Source organism: Tenacibaculum amylolyticum (assembly GCF_964511145.1).
Lineage (GTDB): Bacteria > Bacteroidota > Bacteroidia > Flavobacteriales > Flavobacteriaceae > Polaribacter > Polaribacter amylolyticum.
Genome location: NZ_CAZEFZ010000026.1, coordinates 201,158 through 220,663, shown reverse-complemented (window position 1 = coordinate 220,663; position 19,506 = coordinate 201,158). Strand labels below are relative to the sequence as shown.

The following is a 19,506-nucleotide window of genomic DNA, read 5'->3' as shown; positions in this document are numbered from 1 at the left end:
TTCATAAAATAAAAACAAAGCAAATGAGAATCATACCAGCCATAGATATAATAGAAGGAAAATGTGTGAGACTTACCAAAGGTGATTACAATACGAAAAAAGTATATAATGAACATCCTTTAGAAGTAGCCAAAGAATTTGAAGATAACGGAATTCAATATTTACACTTAGTAGACTTAGACGGAGCAAAGTCTAAACATATTGTGAATCATAGAGTTTTAGAAGAAATTGCAACCAAAACAAACTTGAAAATTGATTTTGGAGGTGGTTTGAAGTCAGATGAAGATGCTAGAATCGCTTTTGAAAGTGGAGCAAATCAAATTACAGGTGGAAGCATTGCAGTTAAAAATCCAGATGTATTTATTAGTTGGCTGAAAAATTATGGCGCAGATAAAATCATTTTAGGAGCAGATTGTAAAAATCGTAAAATAGCAACGCATGGTTGGATGGAAACTTCTGTCGTAGATGTGGTAGATTTTATTACAGATTATGAAGAAATTGGAGCAACAAATGTGATTTGTACTGATGTAGCAAAAGACGGAATGCTTTCTGGAACATCAAACGACTTGTATAAAGAAATTTTGAAAAAAACAGAAGTAGCACTAATTGCAAGTGGAGGAATTGCAAATATTGAAGATGTATATAAAGTAGAAGAATTAGGCTGTGAAGGAGTAATTATAGGAAAAGCGATTTATGAAGGAAGAATTAGCCTAAAAGAATTACAAAACTTTATTAATAAATAAAAAGGTTTCGACTGCGTTCGACCAGAGAAGAAATATATGTTAACAAAAAGAATTATTCCTTGTTTAGATATTAAAAACGGAAGAACCGTTAAAGGAGTCAATTTTGTAAATTTAATAGATGCTGGAGATCCAGTAGTTTTAGCAAAACAATACGCAACATTAGGTGCTGATGAGTTAGTGTTTTTAGATATTGCTGCTACTTTAGAAAATAGAGGAACAACACTGGAAATGGTTGAAAAAGTAGCCGCACAAGTAAATATTCCATTTACAGTTGGTGGCGGAATTTCATCTGTTGCTCATGTAGATGCCTTATTGAAATGCGGAGCAGATAAAGTCTCTATAAATTCCTCAGCAGTAAAAAGACCCGATTTAGTAAATGAATTATCTCAAAAATTTGGGAGTCAATGTGTGGTAGTGGCTATAGATGCTAAACAAATAAATGGAGAATGGAAAGTACATTTAGCAGGTGGAACCATTCCTACAGAACTTAATTTATTTGATTGGGCTAAAGAAGTAGAAGAGCGAGGAGCTGGTGAAATTTTATTCACTTCAATGGATAATGACGGAACAAAAGAAGGTTTTGCAAACGAAGCATTAGCAAGATTATCAGAAGAGTTGAATATTCCAATTATTGCTTCTGGTGGTGCAGGAACTATTCAGCATTTTGTAGATGCGTTTATACATGGGAAGTCAGATGCTGCTCTAGCCGCTAGTGTGTTTCATTTTGGAGAAATCCCTATTTCAGAATTGAAAGAAGCATTACAAAAAGAGGAAATTCCTGTTCGAATATAGCGCGTTTTATAAGTCTAGATACCTAAGTTATTTCTGAGCTTTAGTCGAAGGGAAACGAAGGAGCTATCAGATACTGTAAAACACTAAATCAATAGAGATTTTTCAATAACAAATATTAAATGAAAAGTAATGAAAAAATTGTTTTTAGATGATATAAGAACCATAGATATGGTATATGATGCATCAGCAGAAAAAGAATTTGATATTGTAAGAACTTATGAAGCATTTGTGGATTACATAAAAAGAAATGGTTTACCTGAATTTATCAGTTTTGATAATGATTTAGGACTTGATGCGAATGGAGAAGTAGCACCAGACGGATATGCAGCTGCAAAATGGTTAGTGTACGAATCTGGTTTAGACTTAAAAGGTTTACAATTTAAAGTACACTCAGCTAATCCAGTAGCAGCAGAACAAATACGAGGACTATTAACGAATTATATAGCGTTTTTAAGTAAGAAGTAAAATAATAAAAGAAAGTTTAAAAAGGTATCGACTACGATCGGCCTTACAAAAAGAAAAAAATGGACGTAGATTTTTCTAAAAGTGAAGATGGACTAGTTCCAGTAATTATTCAAAATAGCAATACCTTACAAATCTTAATGCTAGGGTATATGAATGAAGAAGCGTATGAAAAAACGCTTAAAGAACAAAAAGTAACTTTTTTTAGTCGAAGTAAAAACCGTTTATGGACAAAAGGGGAGCAAAGCGGTAATTTTTTATTCGTAAAAGAAGCACAAATAGATTGTGATAAAGATACTATACTCATTAAAGCAGATCCTAAAGGACCTACATGTCATAAAGGAACAACTTCTTGTTTTGCAGAAGAAACACCAAAAGGTTTTGTATATGAATTAGAACAAATCATTCATGATAGAATAGATAATAATGTGGAGTCTTCGTATACAAACAAGCTTTTTAAAAGAGGAATTAATAAAGTAGCACAAAAAGTAGGAGAGGAAGCTGTAGAGGTGGTTATTGAAGCAAAAGATAATAATGATGAATTATTTACCAATGAAGCAGCTGATTTATTATATCACTATTTAATTTTGTTAAAAGCAAAAGGATTTATGTTAAAAGATATTGAAGCGGTATTAAAAAGTAGGCATTAGTTATGTACTAAAAAAACGAAACTGCCTTTCGACGCAGCTCAAGGAACAGTTTCGTTTTTTATGTTGTAAAATCTACACTTCCCATTCAAACTTAACAAACAACTCTAGCCAATTTTTAGGAAAATCAGCTTTTAAAACCAATGCTTCTTTTGTATATGGATGTGTAAAAGTCAATGAAGTAGCATGTAAAAACAAATTGTCCCAACCAAAATTTGTTTCATACATCGCATTATGTTTTTTATCACCATATTTCCCATCACCAATAAGCGGATAACTAATTTTATTCATATGAATCCTTAATTGATGTAAGCGTCCTGTTTTTGGTGTCAGTTTCACCAAACTATAACGAGAAGTATCATAAGGTCCCACAGGAATATCTACTGTAATAGTTTGTACACACTGTAACAAGGTTTCAGCATCTTTATATACTTTGCTATCTTTTCCTTTTACTGGAGAATCTATAATTTTTTCCTCCGGAGCATGTCCTCTAACTACTCCATAATAACATTTTTCGATTGTATTCTCTGTGAATAACTTTTGAAACTCAGCAACAAACTTCGTCTCTTTAGTAAGTAAAATAATACCAGAAGTTCTTCTATCTAAACGATGAACTGGATAAAACTTTTTTCCGTAATCTGCTTCTAATAATTGTAGTAAAGATTGCTCGTGTAATACATTTCTAGAATGATAAGCATGATGCACTACCACGTCGTTTGGTTTGCAAACACAAATACAATAATCATCTTCGTAAAGTATGGGAATATTCATAAGAAATACTGCTCAAAATTTTATAGAATTGCAAAATTAGGAATAAACCATTTCCTAATAAAAAAAGAAAGAATGAAAGTTAACATAAAATTATAATTCTCGTTTTTCAGAACTGTCTTTTTAGCGTATTTTAGACCAATGAAATCATCTAAGCTACTAATCATTGCCTCATTTTTTTCTATTTATGTAATTTGGGGATCTACATACTTACTTAACAAAATAGCAATCACAGAAATGCCTCCATTATTACTAGGAGCTGTACGTTTTGGAATTGCAGGAGTTTTAATCTTATTAATAGCAAAATTATTAAATCAACCGCTAAAAATTAGCAAAAGACAGTTGTTGAATGTATCGATTGCAGGTTTTTTGTTTTTGGTATATGGTAACGGTGTATTTGTTTGGGCGTTACGATATGTAGATAGTGGTTTTGCAGCCTTATTAGCATCTACACAACCTTTATTTGTCTTATTTTTACTACGATTAATAGATGGGAAAAAAATGCAACGCCAATCGATTATTGGAGTCGTTTTAGGATTGGTAGGAATGTATCTTTTAGTAAGTCAAGAAAAAATAGCTACTTCAGAAGGAATGATTTTAGGAATTTTCATGATTTTTTCTTGTGTATTAAGCTGGAGCTACGGAAGCGTGTTTGTATCTAAAGCCAACTTACCGAAAAACTTCTTTGTAAGTACAGGTTATCAGATGGCTATTGCAAGTGTATTATTGTTTTTTTGGAGTCAGATTTTTGGTGAAAATACAGAGGTTTTATTCACTATAACACCAAAAGTGCAATTGTCTATTGTAGCTTTAATTATTTTTGGAGGAATTGTGGCTTTTACAGCGTTTAATTACCTTTTAAAAGTAATTTCACCAGAAAAAGTAGCAACATCTGCATATGTAAATCCAGTAATCGCATTATTACTTGGATGGTATTTTTTAGATGAAAAACTTACGACACAGTCAATTATCGCTTCTATAATTTTACTAACAGGAGTTTATTTTATTACCTCAAGAAAAAGAGTAGCCAAAACAAAGGTTACATCCTCGCAAAAAACATAGTTTATATTCAATTTAATTATGTATTTTCGCGGCCTCATTACAGTATTTAAAACAAAAAGTTAAATAATAGGGTAGGGTTTTCAGCTAGTTACTTGTATTATAAATAGTAACATCAACTTTTAATATGAATCCCTTAAATATTTACAAATGAAAAACAAAGTTAAAGTTTTGAATTACCTTAAGTACTCGATGATTACCTTTTTATTACTCGTTACTGTAGCATACTTAATGATACAGTTCTTTAAAGATTTACCTTTAATCTAAAATAAAGAGTAAAATATATAGGATGAAACCTTAGTCTTTCAGTATGTAGGATTAAGGTTTCGTCTTTTCTACACATTATGTAATATGCTTATTTCTTTTATTAAGAGAAAGAAGATAAGTAGTTTATATAAATGCTAACTTACCACCAAACTACAAAAAGTTTTAAAAGTGTTCCATTTGGTTTTTTCATCCAACATAGAGGAGAGATTGTTTTTTCTAAAAAAATGCTTAAATCGGCTTTAAAAGCATCAAAATTCAACCATTTTACATTTGTATGAGGAATAACCAACCAATTATGTTTGGTAGGAATATAAAATTTACATTCTTTAAATTGAGCCAATTCTTTTAAATAAATGTAAAAACCTGAAATACAATCGTTGTTAATAAGAGGGAATTCTTTATTCGAATCATTTAAATGTGGAAAGAGCTGCGCTTTAAAATATACTTTTTGTTGAATGGTATTTACATCTAAATCATGATGGGCTAACAATTCCCTAGTTTTTTCATGGTACAATAATGGAAGCTGCTTTTTTCTAAGTTTTTGAAATTTCTCGTTAAAACTATCACGTCTATTCGGACCAATCCAGTGTTCCATTTCCGCAGTTCCAACCGTTGCATCATATAAATAAAATTTATACACAATCTCTAAATGAATAGGAATATTGTTTTGAAGTATGATTCCATCCAATTCTCCAACAGTGATATTTCCATTTTGTACTTGAATGTTTTCTAAAATGATTTCAATATTTTGATTAGCAGCTAATTGATAAAAAATAAATTGCTCTACTAATTTTCCAAGGCGCAAATTATCATGAAGTAATACTTTAGGTTTAAACGTATTAATTAACTGTAAGTCAGTAAATTGGTTTATTTTATTTAAAGTATTTATCCATAGTGGTTTAGTAATGGAGAAACCTTGGTATTGTAGCTGTATTTCTTTGTCTTTATAGTGCATTGAATATTAAAATAATCTTAAAATAACACGAATAATCTCGTACAGGTTGGCGTAAAAATACAAATAGCCGTATTTTTATACTATGATTCATCAATTTAAAAAAGGGCTTCGATTTGAAATATACGAAGCTGAAGAAACATCCCCTTTTGAAAAATTATTCGATATTTTTAAAGAATTAATCACGTATACTTCTGGTGATTTCGATGAAGCTTTTGAATGGTTGAAACAATTGGATGTAGAGTACAAACTCACAACTCCCGAATATACATTAGATGACTTTTTAGAAGACCTGAAGAAAAAAGGATATTTAAAAGAAGAGATTGATACTCCAAATGGACCAGGTAAGCTAAAAATTACTGCTAAAACAGAGCAAGCGATACGTCAAAATGCTTTGAATCAAATTTTCGGGAAACTAAGAAAGAGTCGCTTAGGAAATCATAAAACAAAAGCAATAGGACAAGGAGATGAGCATACTGGAGAGTTTAGAAACTATCATTTCGGAGATTCTTTAGATACGATTTCTATGACCGAAAGTATTAAAAATGCACAGGTTAATAATGGAATTGGAAATTTCTCATTAACAGAAAATGATCTGATTGTAGAAGAGACGAATTTTAAAGCACAAATGAGTACAGTACTAATGATTGATATTAGTCATAGTATGATTTTGTACGGAGAAGATCGTATTACACCTGCAAAAAAAGTAGCAATGGCCTTAACGGAATTAATTAAAACACGTTATCCAAAAGATACGCTAGATATTTTAGTATTTGGAAATGATGCTTGGCCTATTTCCGTAAAAGAACTTCCTTATTTAAAAGTAGGTCCTTATCATACAAATACAGTTGCGGGCTTACAATTGGCAATGGATATTCTACGTAGAAAGAGAAATACAAATAAGCAAATTTTTATGATTACTGACGGAAAACCAAGTTGTTTACGATTAGCCGACGGTACGTATTATAAAAATAGCAACGGCTTAGATAGTTACATTGTAGAAAAATGTTATAATATGGCTTCACAAGCTAGAAAATTACATATTCCAATTACTACCTTCATGATTGCTCAAGATCCATATTTAATGCAATTTATACAGCATTTTACGAAAGCAAATCAAGGAAAAGCTTTTTATACAGGGTTGAAAGGCTTAGGTGAAATGATTTTTGAAGATTACGAACAAAATAGAAAAAAACGAATTAGAGGTATATAAACATATGAACCACAACAATATTAAAACATTAGGAGCTCTTAAAGAAGCAGGATATGAATCGATTTCTGTAAAAGATGAGTTAAGAAAAAATTTAATCACAAAATTAAAAAATCAAGAAACAGTATTTGAAGGAGTTTGGGGCTATGAAAACTCTGTAATTCCTGAATTAGAAACAGCTATTTTATCAAAGCACAATATTAATTTGTTAGGACTAAGAGGGCAAGCTAAAACTAGATTAGCGCGTTTAATGGTTACTTTGTTAGATGAATATATTCCTGTAGTTGAAGGTTCAGAAATTAATGATGATCCATTGAATCCTTTGTCTCGTTATGCTAAAGAATTAATAGCAGAAAAAGGAGATGATACTCCAATTACATGGTTGCACAGAGACGAGCGTTTTTTTGAGAAATTAGCAACCCCAGATGTAACCGTAGCCGACTTAATAGGGGATATAGATCCTATTAAAGCAATGAATTTAAAGTTGAATTATGCAGACGATCGTGTAATTCATTTTGGAATGATTCCAAGAGCTAACCGTAGTATCTTCGTAATTAACGAAATTCCGGATTTACAAGCACGAATTCAAGTGGCTTTATTCAATATACTTCAAGAAGGAGATATTCAAATACGAGGCTTTAAATTGCGTTTACCGTTAGATATTCAGTTTGTTTTTACAGCAAATCCAGAAGATTATACAAATAGAGGTAGTATTGTAACGCCATTAAAAGATAGGATAGGATCGCAAATCTTAACACATTACCCAAAATCTGTAGATATTGCTGAGAAAATAACAGAACAGGAAGCAAATGAATTACAAGGACAGAAAGAAACTGTATATGTACCAAAATTAGCAAAACGTTTGGTAGAACAAATAAGTTTTGAGGCTCGTGAAAGTGAATATGTAGATGTGAAAAGTGGAGTAAGTGCTCGTATGAGCATTTCCGTATTCGAAAACTTATTGAGTACAGCAGAAAGAAGAAGTTTGCTAACAGAAGATGATACAACAAGTATACGATTACTCGATTTCTTTGGAGCTATTCCAGCAATTACAGGAAAAATAGAATTGGTATATGAAGGTGAGCAGGAGGGAGCTGCTGCTGTTGCACAGCTATTAATTAGCAATGCCGTTAAAACAATTTTTGTTGAGTTATTTCCAGAGATTAAGAAATTAAAAAGAGAAGATGAGGAAACTCCATACGATGCTATTTCACAATGGTTTTACGCTAAAGATGCAATTGAACTGTTAGATGATATGGATGATACTTACTTTAAAGAGCAATTAGATGTTATTAAGCCATTAGACAGCTTAATCTCAAAATACCAGCCAGATTTCCCAGAAAAAGATATTTATTTCTTAAAAGAGCTAATTTTATGGGCATTATCTGAATTTAAGGTGTTAAATAAAGAGCGTTTTACAAAAGGTTTTCAATTTAATGATCCGTTAGCGAATTATATTCGAGGAATTTAAATTTAAAAGAACTTATGTTAAAATTAGCGTTTACAATAGCTTTTGGCTCTGTAAGCGCTAATTTATTTTAAAAGAAAAATTGTTTTATAAGGAACTAGTTAAAATACTAATTTTCTATGTCATTTTTGATAGTGATTTTACAAATGGGGTTTATTCCCTTTTTTATTTTTTATGAGGTTTTTTCCCCTGACAACCAGGTAGTTTTTCTGTAATTTTAGATAGCTTGATTAGATCAAAAAATATTCGATTAAGTAGCTACACCAATTTTTGATTCTCGTCGAGAAGAAATTTTTAACTTAATAAATTAACCAAAACATTAACATCATGTCTAATACAGAAAAAAGATTAAAAGTGACCAATAATATTGGATTCATAAGATATTCATTTGTAGTTGTACTTAAAGAAGATAATAGTCTAACAGTAGAAACAGAAAAAGGAAAACCATTAGAGCAGTTTAGAGGTTATTATAGTTTTAATAATGAAACTGATTTAATTATTATGTCAATTTCCAATCCAACAGAAAATAGTGATGAAGGACCAAAAGATTCATCTACTTTATATCAAGGAAGCATGCATGAAGGAAAGTTTTCTGGACCATGTGTAGGAGCGAATGCTCAGCAAACTGGGTTAACAAACTTTACATGGACTGCTGAATATATAAACATACCAGCTTCTGTTGTTTAAGATTACAGTTACAACATAACAATCTAAAAAATAGAAACCACCAAAAGGTTATGAGAACTTAAGGTGGTTTCTGGCTAAGTAAAACTAATCTGCAAACTTATTTTTTCTCCGCTTGTTTCTTTAATACATCTACAACTTCTTCGCTAAACGAGCTTTTATCTTTATTTACGCCTTCTTTTCTTTTTTGTTGAATGTAAGCACGTTGTTTTTTAGATAATTCTCTAAGCTTTACTTCGTTTGCATTTCGTTCTTCTTTTAATTTTTCTAAATACATTTTTATTTCAGTAGTACTTTTTCCTTTTAATTCTTTAGGTAATTCATCTTTTTCTATTTCTTCTACAGTTATAGTTCCTTCTATGTAATCATTCACAATTTCTTTGTTTCCTAACCATGATTTTTTTCCTGATTTACTCATTTGATAACGAGCTCTAGCTGTATTAGATGTTACAGAACTTTTATCATACACTTCTAAAGATTTATGTTTCTTACTATAATTCATAGCTTGTTCTTCTTCATTTCCATAGTACAATCTTGACTCATCAATAGTTCTGGAAATTTTATTGATTTCATCGTCGTATGGAGTTGCAATTACAATATCAGATGCTTGTTGATCTAATTGTAAAAATTCTCCATTCGTGCATTCTGCCATTTTTTTGAAATGGTAAATAGCATCTCTACAACTATTTCCTAACTTAATGGTATTTATGGTAATTCCTTTTTCAGCAGCTCTTTTACAGCTTAATGTGTATTTTACGTCGTCTTGATAATCCATATGTGGTGGGCAATCACCAACTACAAAAATGGTACGATATGTTTCTTTGTTGTTAGACCATTTCATATCGTTAATTGATTCGTGTAATGCTTGATTTACACTTTCTGGAGTATCGCCACCACCTTGTGCTTCTATTTCAAGTAGTTTAGAGTATACCTCATCTAAATCATCAGTTAACGCAATTTGCTTTGTAATAAATTGATCGCCACGATCTCTATAAAAAACCATTCCTAGTCGTAAACTTGCTATTTGATTGTCTTGAGCTAATTCAGAAACAATATCCCATATTTTCTCCTTAGCTGTTCCAATTAAACCACTCATACTCCCAGTAGCATCTAAGCAAAATACAATCTCAACATGTTTTTCTTTCTTTTTTCTATCTTCTTTAGAAGCTACATGTTCGTTAGCATAAGCTGTTATAACAGTTGTGTTTCTTTCTTCAGAAGGTTTGTTTTTGCAACTGGCATTAATGGCAGCAAAAAGAAATAATAATAAATATCTGTTCATCTTTTTTTTATTCAAAACTAGATCTAATGTACTTGTGTATCAACAGATATTGAGCGCTTAGGTTTTTTAGTTGAGTAAAAAGGGTGTTTTAATGAGTAAAGAAAATTTAATAAGATAGTATATAGCTTTTTTGAATAAAAAAAGCCCACAAGTTATATAAACTGTGGACTTTATTATGTTATAAGGTTGTGTTTTATTCTTTAATACCTAGTTTAGCTAATACTAGTTTTGTGATATCGAATGTAGGATCTAAATATCCAAACTCATTCCCATCTGAAGTTAGAATTTGTGTATATCCATTCTCTTTAGCTACTTCAGCAATGACTTCACTAATTTTTTTATAAATAGGTCTCATGTATTCTTCTTGCCTAATTTTAATTAAACTGGCACCATTTTGACGAAATTGCCCTAGTTCTTGCTCTAAAACTAATAATTCTTTCCCTTTTTCTTTTTTAGCAGCTTCATCCAATGTAGCTACTTCTTTTCTGTATGCAGTAGCCTTTTCATTATATTCTGTAGCTTTTATTTTTAATATAGAATCTAATTCTTTACCATACTTATCCACTCTTTTCAATACTGTTTTCATTTGTGGCATTTTACCAATAATGTAGTTTGTATTTATAGTTCCAAGTTTTGTTTGTTGAGCATTAAGAGTAAATACTGTTGCTATAAGTATTGAAAAAGTGATTTTTAATTTCATTGTTAATGATTTTGGGTAAAAGTATAAAAGTAAGGCTAGATAATTCCTTTACAATTCGTTAAAGTTTGTTTTTAATAGTTTCTATAATTTCTTGTGGATTTGTTTGAAAATCGAACCAAAGTGTTTCAGTATCTCTTCTAAACCAAGTAAGTTGTCGTTTTGCAAATCTGCGTGTATTCTTTTTTATTTCTGAAATAGCAAAATCTAACTCCCAGTTTCCATCGAAATATTCGAATAATTCTCTATAGCCAACAGTTTGCAGTGCATTTAGCTGTTTGTTTGGATATAATTTTTTTGCTTCTTCTAACAAACCATTTTCTATCATAATATCAACGCGTCTATTAATACGATCGTAAATAATGGCTCTATCAGCGGTAAGTCCTATTTTAATAGATTTAAAGTTTCGCTTTTCTTTCCCTTTATTGATAAAAGAGGAATATGGTTTTCCTGTTCCAATACAAATTTCTAAGGCTCTTATTAATCTGTGTGGATTATCAATGGCAATCTTTTGATACGATAGGATATCAAGTTCTTTTAATTGGTTTTGGAGTGCAGTAATTCCTTTTTCTTGTAATTCTAGCGTTAATTGTTCTCTAATTTCTGGAGCTACATCTGGAAAATAATCTAATCCTTTTATAACTGCATCTACATATAAACCGCTTCCTCCAACCATTATTTGAGTTGTATTTTGAGTAAACAATTGTTGTAATGCTACTAAAGCATCTTTTTCAAAACTTCCTACATTATAATCTTCAAAAATGCTCCTGTTTTGAATGAAATGATGAGGTGCAGCTTTCAACTCATCTTCATCTGGTACCGCGGTACCAATACTCATTTCTTTGTAGAACTGTCTAGAATCACAAGAAAGAATATCACACGAAAAGTGTTGTGCTAATTGAATACTTAAAGCTGTTTTTCCTATAGCAGTAGTGCCAACTATGGTAATAAGTGTATTGTTCATTTTTATTCGTGCAAATTATGTCCGCAATGATAGCAAAAATCTGCATTATCTTTATGTCCTTCTGTGCCGCAATTAGGACACGCTTGTGTATTTAAATTTACATCAGAGTGTTTTACCATTTCAGAAGAAACAATTCCGGTAGGAATGGCAATAATAGCATAACCCAAAATCATAATAACACTAGCTATAAATTGTCCAAGTGGAGTAGCGGGAGCAATATCTCCATACCCCACAGTAGTTAAGGTAACAATTGCCCAATAAACGCTCCTAGGGATACTTGTAAAACCATTTTCAGAATCTTCTACCAAATACATTACAGTTCCTAATATGACACATAGGATTAGTACAAAAAATAGAAAAACAAATATTTTAGCTCTACTTGCTTTTAATGCTTTCATTAGATTTTGAGATTCTCCAATAAAACGAGCAAGTTTTAAAATTCTAAATACTCTTAATAATCGTAATGCTCTTAGTGCAACCAAGCTGTGTGTACCAACAAAAAATAAGGATAAGTATTTAGGAATTGTAGATAGGAAATCTATAATTCCGTAAAAACTAAAAATATACTTCGAAGGTTTACTAATTGAGATAATTCTTAGAAAGTATTCTAATGAAAACAAAATGGTAATTACCCATTCGGCTATATTAAGTGCTTCTTTATAGTTTTCACCAATGGAATTAACACTTTCTAGCATTACAACTGCAATACTCAGTAGAATTGCAATTAAAAGAATAACATCAAATAATTTTCCTGCTGGTGTATCTGCTTCATAAATAATTTCATGAAGCCTATTTTTCCAGTTTTTTTGTGATTGTTTTTTAGCCAAAATAATCTGTTATATCGCAATATTACAAATTATTTTCTAGTTCATATCGTATGATTTTTTCTACAGTATTATTGCTTAAATAATTTTTTACAATAGTTTTTGCTAGTGGCTTGTTTTTGATAGGAGTTAAGATGTTTTTTAAAACTTCTAAATCATTCCTTTGATACGAAAGATTTGTAAAAGCGTATCCAATTACTTCGTTGCTTTCTACTAAAATGATTAGATTCTCTTCAGGAATACGACCTTTGTTAATTAATATTAAATGATCGTGATTGAAGTCTTTATCAGTAATTTTTCTCTTACGAATAAGGTTGTATTTAGGTTTTAAAGCATCAAGTTCTACATAATATTTTAATCTGGTAAATAATTCGTTACCAGTTTCTTCGTAGGTAATGGTGTCTACTTTTTCTTTAATTTTTATAGCTCTACGCGTATCTTTTAAGAAGAGTTTACTTACTTCTAAACGAATATTTTTTCCTCTTCCAATAAATAGTACATTACCATTTTCGTTATGTACATAATACACACCTTCTTTTTCAGGAAGCTCATCTACAATAGCTTTCAGTTTTAGTTTATGATTTCTATTGTCTATGTATTGAATTGTTCTCTGAATAATATTTTTATCAAGATCTTTTTCAAGTAATAACTTAAAAAGCTTAACCGTTGCTTGTGCATCACCATTAGCTCTATGTCTATCTGCAACAGGAATTCCTAGTCCACGACATAATTTACCTAAACTATAAGAAGGTTGGTCTGGAATCAGTTTTTTACTTAATGTAACAGTACATAAAGTATCTCTAGAGTAGGTGTAACCTAATCTACTATATGCTGTTTTAAGAATTCTGTAATCGAAAGTAGCATTGTGTGCAACTAGAATACAATCCTTAGTAATTTCTATAATTCGTTTGGCAACTTCATGAAATTTTGGTGCATTTCTGAGCATTTTATTATTAATACCAGTAAGTTTTACAACAAATTCCTGAATCTCTCTTTCTGGGTTAACTAAAGAAATGAATTGATCAACAATAGAATGTCCATCAAACTTATAGATGGCTATTTCTGTAATCCCTTCTTCGTTAAATTTGCCCCCAGTTGTTTCAATATCTAAAATAGCGTACATGTAACCCCGTCTCTCTTTTATACCTTTAGAAGATAAGTATAATTAGAGACAAATATAAGAAAACCAACGAGGTAATTACATAAAACTTATACAAAGTAGTTTCTGGCCCCAAAAATAGAGCTTCCAATACGTATCATAGTACTACCACATTCCATTGCTAATTCATAATCTCCACTCATTCCCATAGATAATGTTGTAAAGTGGGAGTTATTAGGTTGCAATTCATCATATAAGTTTTGTAATGATGTAAACTCTTCTTTAATTTGGGTAGTGTTATCGGTAAAAGTAGCCATTCCCATTAATCCAACTACTTTTATATTGGTAAGTTGTTTGAATTCTTCTGAGTCTAAAATTGCTTTAATTTCTGAAAATTCTAAGCCAAACTTAGTTTCTTCTTGTGCAATACGAGCTTGTAAAAGACAGTTGATAACTCGGTTATGCTTTTTAGCTTGTTTCTCTATTTCTAGTAATGTTTTAAAACTATCAACTCCATGAATTAAATCTACAAAGTGCGCCATATATTTTACTTTATTTCGCTGTAGATGTCCAATCATGTGCCACTGAATATCTTTAGGAAGTTCTTCGTATTTAGTAGCCATTTCCTGAATCTTATTTTCACCAAATACACGTTGACCAGCATCGTATGCTTCTTGTATATCGGCTATAGGTTTGGTTTTAGAAACTGCTACTAATGTTACTTTTTCTGGAAGCTGACTTTTAATTTGTTGTAAATTTTCTTTTATCATTATAGAAATTCATAAATAGTTAAAGCACTACGTAATTTAGGTTCAATATAGGTTGTTTTTGGTGGCATAACCAATCCTTTATCTACAATAGTTTTTATCTCATCGATTGTGGTTGGCATCATTCCAAAAGAAACTTTAAAATCACCACTATCTACTTTTGTTTTTAGTTCTAAACCGTCCGATTTGTCTTGAGAATAAATGATTTTAGAATCATTTCTTATATCTTCAATTCCTAAAATAGGCTTCAATACAGTTCTGTATAGGATTTCTGCATCTAATTCACTCAATTCATCACTAAACTCATAAGCAGATTTACGCAAGTAAAGTGCATAAAACTCTCCTTTTAAGTACATACTGAAATGATGTTTTTCTTTTGGTTTGTATAATTCTTGACCTCTTTTTTCTATTCTGAAATAAGTATCCAATTCTATTAAAAACTCATCTGGAGTTAATCCATTTAAATCTTTTATAAAACGATTAAATTCATAAATACTTAATTGACTTTCAGAAAGTAAATAACTCATGAAAAAGTTATAGTCCTCTTTTCCTGTATGATTTGGGTTTTCATCAGCTAGATTTTTAGCTAGCAAACAAGACGATGTCGTTCGGTGATGTCCATCAGCGATATATAAAGTCGATATTTTTTCAAAAGCACTAACAAGTACTTGGATATCTTCTGAATCCTCTACAATCCATAATAAATGTACATTTTTATCGGTGGAAGTAAATTCGTATTCAGCTCTTTTTTGCTGATACTTTTGTATAATTTTATTTACAGTAGTATCATCTGGGTAGGTGAGAAGTACAGGTTCAGCATTAAATCCTGTGTTTTTTAAGTAGTTCTCAAATAATAATTCTCTTTTTTTTAGGGTACGCTCATGAATTTTTATCGTATTATCATGATAATCTTGTGTAGATGTAGCCGTAATAATTCCAGAAAAAGAGTGTGTTGGTGTTATTTTTTGATAAACATATAAAGCAGGTTTCTCTTCTTGTGTAAAGATTTGATCTTCTTTAAACTCTAAATATCTATTATGTACTAATTTAAAACGTTGCTCTCCTGTAATATCTTGTTTATGATATTTGTATCCTGGATTTACAACATGCAAAAACGTAAAAGGGTTATAGGCTAATTTTGAATTTAGTTCATCTTCTGGATACGTTTCATAAGATTTAGAAGAAACCAACGCGACTTTATCTCGCGTAGGTCTTACTGCTTTAAATGGTTTTATAGTTGCCATAAATTATGAAAGTAATGCTGTAATTTGATTTGCTAACTCAATATTTATTTTTTCTTGCGCTTCATCGGTTGCATTACGAATATGAGGAGAAAGTGATAAGCTTGGGTTCATTAATAATTGAATTTCTGGATTTGGTTCATTTTCAAAAACATCTAATCCAGCAAACTTTACAGTTCCCTTATTAATTGCTTCAACCAAAGCTACTTCATCTACTAAACCGCTTTGGTAACAGTTGATTATTCCTACTCCTTCTTTTACTTTTTTAAATTCATTTTCTCCTAGTTTGAATTGACTAGCGTCTTGTAAATGCAATGAAATGAAGTCAGATTCGTCAAGTAATTCATCTAAAGGAATTGCATTGAAATTAAAATATACCGACTGTCCATCAAAAAAATCTAATTCAACAGAAGTTTCTTCTACTTCAGGATCACTCATAACTACTCTCATTCCTAAACCAATAGCAATTTTAGCAGTTGCAATTCCTGATGGAGTTATTCCTATTATTCCGAGTGTTTTATTTCTTAGTTCACGTCCTCTATATAATTTATGAAGACCTTTAAAATTCATATCACCTTCAAGAGGCATTTCTCTATTTGATTGATGTAAGTTACGAGCCATACCTAAAAGGTGTGCAAAAACTAATTCTCCAATGGCATTTGCACTTCCTTCGTTGCTATTTACTACTTGTAATCCTTGATCTATAGCATACTGAATATCAATATTGTCTACAGAAGAACCACCCGCTGCAATTAATTTTAAACTAGGACAAGCGTCGATTAATTCTTGTTGAATTTGAGTGTTATTTTTCACTATAATAACATCAATACCATTATCGTTAATAAAGTTTTCTAATTGCTCTTGTGCTACTTTTGTAATAACTACCTCGTAACCCTTGTCTTCTAAAATATCAACTCCCCCTTGAGTGATTCCTTCGTTTGCTAATATCTTCATCAAATTAATTTGTGTCTTGTATTTGTTTTTAAGCTTTTCTTTCTAATTCTTGCATTACATCAACTAATGCTTGTACACTGTACAAAGGTAATGCATTATACATACTTGCTCTATATCCGCCTACAGAACGATGTCCGTCTAAACCATTAATACGGGCTTCTTGCCACAAGCTATCAAAGCGTTCTTTTAATTGATCGTTTGTAAGTGTAAAAGTAGCATTCATAATACTCCTATCTTCTGTTGCTACAACACCATTGAAAAGAGGATTTCTATCTATTTCTTTATATAATAGTGCTGCTTTTTTCTGATTTACTCCTTCAATAAAGTTAATACCTCCTAAATCTTTTAACCATTCTAGTGTTAACATAGAAACATATACTGAAAATACAGGAGGTGTATTGAACATACTGTCTCTTTCTACGTGTAATTTATAGTTTAACATTGAAGGTACTTCGCGACAAATTTTATCGAGAAGTTCTTCTTTTATAACAACTAATGTAGCCCCAGCTGGTCCCATATTTTTTTGTGCCCCTGCATAAATCAAATCAAATTTAGAGAAGTCTAATTGACGAGAGAATATATCGGAACTCATATCACAAATTAACGGAACTTCAACTTCTGGAAATTCTTTCATTTGTGTACCATAAATAGTATTGTTACTTGTACAATGGAAATAATCTACATCTTTAGAAACAGTATAGTTTTTTGGAATATAACTAAAGTTCTTATCAGCAGAAGAGGCAACTTCTTCTAATTCTCCAAATAATTTAGCTTCTTTTATAGCTTTAGAACTCCAAGTACCAGTATTCAAATAAGCAGCTTTTTTATGTAAAAAATTATAAGCTGTCATTAAAAACTGCGAACTTGCTCCTCCTTGTAAAAATAGCGCTTTGTATCCTTTATCTGTTAAGCTTAAATGCTCTAAGGCTAATGCTCTTACTTTTTCTATAACTTCTACAAAAGGGGCACTTCTATGTGAGATTTCTAATAAAGATAAATCATCGTTATTGAAATTAACAACAGCTTCTGAGGCTTTTTGTAGTACTGTTTCAGGCAAAATACAAGGACCTGCACTAAAGTTATGTTTTTTCATTTTAGTTTAAATATTTGATAGGAAGTTAAGTGTGTTTACGCCATCTGCATAATCCCATAAGTTAGGATGTTGCGTTTGACCAAACGGTATTTCATTCTCTAAGAAGTCTTTTGCAACAATACATTGTATTTGGTCGCGATCTTCGTATAGTTTTATTTTTAAATCATCTGTATTGTCATAATATTCATAAAATACAGATGCGATCGGTGAGGCATAGCTTTCGTCTTCTTTAATCATTAGAAAACCGTTTTCAAGAATGTCAAATTCACTCATTAAATACACGGCTTTATTGTAATCGTAATTATTCGCATACTTAGCATTCTGAATAATTTCCTGTTGTTGAAACATTCCTTTGAAAAAAGAATCGAAATTGTAATCTCTAGGAATAAAGATTTTAGAAACAGAACGACAACCTAATCCAAAGTATCTAAAAACATCTTCGCTTAAACTCTCCATATCATTTTCAGATTCTTCACCAGTAAGTATAGCTACAGAATTTCTATTTTTTCGAATGATATTAGGTTTGTCTTTAAAATAGTACTCAAAGTACCTTGCTGTATTATTACTACCAGTTGCAATAACAGCATCGAAACCTTTTAACTTTTCATTGATGAATGAAATTTTACCTTTGAAATCAGGATTTGTATATTCTAAGTACTTAGCTAAAAATGGTAGTAAGTGTTTATCATTACTCGATAGTTTAGCAATAACTGAATGACCAGAAATTAAAACAGCTAAAAAATCGTGAAATCCAACTAAAGGAATATTCCCTGCCATTACAATGGCTACTTTCTGATTGGAAGTTGAAAGTAATTTTTCCTTTGAGATCCAAGTGTTAATATTTTCTTCAGTTAGAGCTTTTGCCCAACTTTCACAAGCAAATAATAAGTTTTCACGAGTAAACCAGTTGTTGTGCTCTTCTGCTAGCTTTAATTGATGTTTAAATCCATCAAAGAAAATATCATTATGTGCTATAGCTGCTTTAGCAGCTATTTCTGTTCTAGAAAATTGACTTAAAAATTGTCCTAGTTGTACAAACGAACTGATTCGTTTTTCAATTTCATCCATTTAAATTGGTTCTAAATTAAATTGGCTTTATTTTTGCAATTGCAAAGTTACAAAACAGAAATAGATTAGCTATGGCGATAATCATAACAGATGAATGTATTAATTGCGGTGCTTGTGAACCAGAGTGCCCTAATACTGCAATATATGAAGGTGCAGAAGAATGGAAATATGCAGATGGTACTGACCTAGAAGGAAATATTGTTTTACCAAACGGAAAATCAGCAAATGCTGAAGAAGAGCAAGAACCTGTTTCTGATGAAATTTATTACATTGTTGTAGATAAATGTACAGAATGTAAAGGATTCCATGAAGAGCCTCAGTGTGCGGCAGTTTGCCCTGTAGATTGTTGTGTACCTGATGAAGATAATGTAGAAACAGAGGAGGAGTTATTAGGAAAGCAACGTTTTATGCATAACGAATAAGAATATTTTACAACATAATTAGTAAAATCAAGAAATCCTGAGT

Annotated in this window: 21 protein-coding genes; 9 read left to right on the top strand and 12 right to left on the bottom strand. The window is 31.0% G+C overall.

The genetic code is table 11. The annotated features are described in order from the left end of the window. Nucleotides 1–23: 23 nt before the first annotated feature. The 4 genes from hisA to hisIE all read left to right on the top strand — a co-directional run bounded on the left by hisA (nucleotide 24) and on the right by hisIE (nucleotide 2,647). The gene (gene hisA, locus ACKTTC_RS09320) at nucleotides 24–743 is read left to right on the top strand and encodes a 1-(5-phosphoribosyl)-5-[(5-phosphoribosylamino)methylideneamino]imidazole-4-carboxamide isomerase (RefSeq protein ID WP_408039542.1); all 720 of its coding nucleotides are present in this window, start codon (nucleotides 24–26) and stop codon (nucleotides 741–743) included. 36 nt (nucleotides 744–779) lie between these two features. Continuing rightward, on the top strand, nucleotides 780–1,535 hold the full coding sequence (gene hisF, locus ACKTTC_RS09315; RefSeq protein ID WP_408039541.1) for an imidazole glycerol phosphate synthase subunit HisF: 756 nt from the start codon (nucleotides 780–782) through the stop codon (nucleotides 1,533–1,535). A 129-nt stretch (nucleotides 1,536–1,664) separates the two neighbouring features. Further along, on the top strand, nucleotides 1,665–2,000 hold the full coding sequence (locus ACKTTC_RS09310; protein WP_408039540.1) for a cyclic-phosphate processing receiver domain-containing protein: 336 nt from the start codon (nucleotides 1,665–1,667) through the stop codon (nucleotides 1,998–2,000). 59 nt (nucleotides 2,001–2,059) lie between these two features. Continuing rightward, complete coding sequence (gene hisIE, locus ACKTTC_RS09305) at nucleotides 2,060–2,647, top strand: bifunctional phosphoribosyl-AMP cyclohydrolase/phosphoribosyl-ATP diphosphatase HisIE (protein WP_408039539.1); 588 nt, start codon at nucleotides 2,060–2,062, stop codon at nucleotides 2,645–2,647. A gap of 72 nt (nucleotides 2,648–2,719) precedes the next feature. On the opposite strand, the gene ACKTTC_RS09300 is transcribed toward hisIE, so the two are convergent. Then, the gene (locus tag ACKTTC_RS09300) at nucleotides 2,720–3,415 is read right to left on the bottom strand and encodes a pseudouridine synthase (protein ID WP_408039538.1); all 696 of its coding nucleotides are present in this window, start codon (nucleotides 3,413–3,415) and stop codon (nucleotides 2,720–2,722) included. 138 nt (nucleotides 3,416–3,553) lie between these two features. Between ACKTTC_RS09300 and ACKTTC_RS09295 the strand changes: the two genes are divergently transcribed. Then, nucleotides 3,554–4,474 carry an EamA family transporter gene (locus ACKTTC_RS09295; RefSeq protein ID WP_408039537.1) on the top strand — a complete coding sequence of 307 codons (921 nt, stop codon included), beginning with the start codon at nucleotides 3,554–3,556 and terminating at the stop codon, nucleotides 4,472–4,474. A gap of 403 nt (nucleotides 4,475–4,877) precedes the next feature. Here ACKTTC_RS09295 and ACKTTC_RS09290 read toward each other — a convergent pair whose 3' ends face one another. After that, complete coding sequence (locus ACKTTC_RS09290; protein WP_408039536.1) at nucleotides 4,878–5,693, bottom strand: DUF1853 family protein; 816 nt, start codon at nucleotides 5,691–5,693, stop codon at nucleotides 4,878–4,880. An 82-nt stretch (nucleotides 5,694–5,775) separates the two neighbouring features. On the opposite strand from ACKTTC_RS09290, the gene ACKTTC_RS09285 reads away from it, so the two are divergent. From ACKTTC_RS09285 to ACKTTC_RS09275, 3 genes are all read left to right on the top strand, one after another. Beyond that, nucleotides 5,776–6,903 carry a vWA domain-containing protein gene (locus ACKTTC_RS09285; RefSeq protein ID WP_408039535.1) on the top strand — a complete coding sequence of 376 codons (1,128 nt, stop codon included), beginning with the start codon at nucleotides 5,776–5,778 and terminating at the stop codon, nucleotides 6,901–6,903. A 4-nt stretch (nucleotides 6,904–6,907) separates the two neighbouring features. Then, entirely contained in the window at nucleotides 6,908–8,371 is a 1,464-nt protein-coding gene (locus tag ACKTTC_RS09280) for a sigma 54-interacting transcriptional regulator (RefSeq protein WP_408039534.1), read from the top strand. Nucleotides 8,372–8,695: 324 nt separating this feature from the next. Continuing rightward, the gene (locus tag ACKTTC_RS09275) at nucleotides 8,696–9,055 is read left to right on the top strand and encodes a hypothetical protein (RefSeq protein WP_408039533.1); all 360 of its coding nucleotides are present in this window, start codon (nucleotides 8,696–8,698) and stop codon (nucleotides 9,053–9,055) included. A gap of 97 nt (nucleotides 9,056–9,152) precedes the next feature. On the opposite strand, the gene ACKTTC_RS09270 is transcribed toward ACKTTC_RS09275, so the two are convergent. The 10 genes from ACKTTC_RS09270 to ACKTTC_RS09225 all read right to left on the bottom strand — a co-directional run bounded on the left by ACKTTC_RS09270 (nucleotide 9,153) and on the right by ACKTTC_RS09225 (nucleotide 19,041). Beyond that, the gene (locus tag ACKTTC_RS09270; RefSeq protein ID WP_408039532.1) at nucleotides 9,153–10,334 is read right to left on the bottom strand and encodes a vWA domain-containing protein; all 1,182 of its coding nucleotides are present in this window, start codon (nucleotides 10,332–10,334) and stop codon (nucleotides 9,153–9,155) included. A 193-nt stretch (nucleotides 10,335–10,527) separates the two neighbouring features. Further along, the gene (locus tag ACKTTC_RS09265; protein ID WP_408039531.1) at nucleotides 10,528–11,034 is read right to left on the bottom strand and encodes an OmpH family outer membrane protein; all 507 of its coding nucleotides are present in this window, start codon (nucleotides 11,032–11,034) and stop codon (nucleotides 10,528–10,530) included. 58 nt (nucleotides 11,035–11,092) lie between these two features. After that, nucleotides 11,093–11,995 (bottom strand): tRNA (adenosine(37)-N6)-dimethylallyltransferase MiaA, encoded by a 903-nt coding sequence (miaA, locus tag ACKTTC_RS09260; protein WP_408039530.1) that lies wholly within the window; start codon nucleotides 11,993–11,995, stop codon nucleotides 11,093–11,095. Nucleotides 11,996–11,997: 2 nt separating this feature from the next. Continuing rightward, a complete protein-coding gene (locus ACKTTC_RS09255) occupies nucleotides 11,998–12,822 on the bottom strand; it encodes an ion transporter (RefSeq protein ID WP_408039529.1) in 825 nt (274 codons plus the stop codon). A 22-nt stretch (nucleotides 12,823–12,844) separates the two neighbouring features. After that, nucleotides 12,845–13,942, bottom strand: coding sequence for an exonuclease domain-containing protein (locus tag ACKTTC_RS09250; RefSeq protein ID WP_408039528.1), 1,098 nt, complete (start codon nucleotides 13,940–13,942; stop codon nucleotides 12,845–12,847). An 86-nt stretch (nucleotides 13,943–14,028) separates the two neighbouring features. Next, nucleotides 14,029–14,688, bottom strand: a complete 660-nt coding sequence (locus tag ACKTTC_RS09245; RefSeq protein ID WP_408039527.1) for a YggS family pyridoxal phosphate-dependent enzyme — start codon at nucleotides 14,686–14,688, stop codon at nucleotides 14,029–14,031. Next, nucleotides 14,688–15,929, bottom strand: a complete 1,242-nt coding sequence (locus ACKTTC_RS09240) for a DUF1015 domain-containing protein (RefSeq protein WP_408039526.1) — start codon at nucleotides 15,927–15,929, stop codon at nucleotides 14,688–14,690. The genes ACKTTC_RS09245 and ACKTTC_RS09240 overlap by 1 nt, the downstream gene beginning before the upstream one ends. Before the next feature lie 3 nt (nucleotides 15,930–15,932). Then, nucleotides 15,933–16,880 carry an NAD(P)-dependent oxidoreductase gene (locus ACKTTC_RS09235; protein ID WP_408039525.1) on the bottom strand — a complete coding sequence of 316 codons (948 nt, stop codon included), beginning with the start codon at nucleotides 16,878–16,880 and terminating at the stop codon, nucleotides 15,933–15,935. Nucleotides 16,881–16,908: 28 nt separating this feature from the next. Then, on the bottom strand, nucleotides 16,909–17,973 hold the full coding sequence (serC, locus tag ACKTTC_RS09230) for a 3-phosphoserine/phosphohydroxythreonine transaminase (RefSeq protein WP_408039524.1): 1,065 nt from the start codon (nucleotides 17,971–17,973) through the stop codon (nucleotides 16,909–16,911). 6 nt (nucleotides 17,974–17,979) lie between these two features. Next, on the bottom strand, nucleotides 17,980–19,041 hold the full coding sequence (locus tag ACKTTC_RS09225; RefSeq protein WP_408039523.1) for an acyl-CoA reductase: 1,062 nt from the start codon (nucleotides 19,039–19,041) through the stop codon (nucleotides 17,980–17,982). 71 nt (nucleotides 19,042–19,112) lie between these two features. Here ACKTTC_RS09225 and ACKTTC_RS09220 point away from each other — a divergent pair, with 71 nt between their 5' ends. Next, nucleotides 19,113–19,463 carry a 4Fe-4S dicluster domain-containing protein gene (locus ACKTTC_RS09220; RefSeq protein ID WP_408039522.1) on the top strand — a complete coding sequence of 117 codons (351 nt, stop codon included), beginning with the start codon at nucleotides 19,113–19,115 and terminating at the stop codon, nucleotides 19,461–19,463. Nucleotides 19,464–19,506 lie beyond the last annotated feature (43 nt).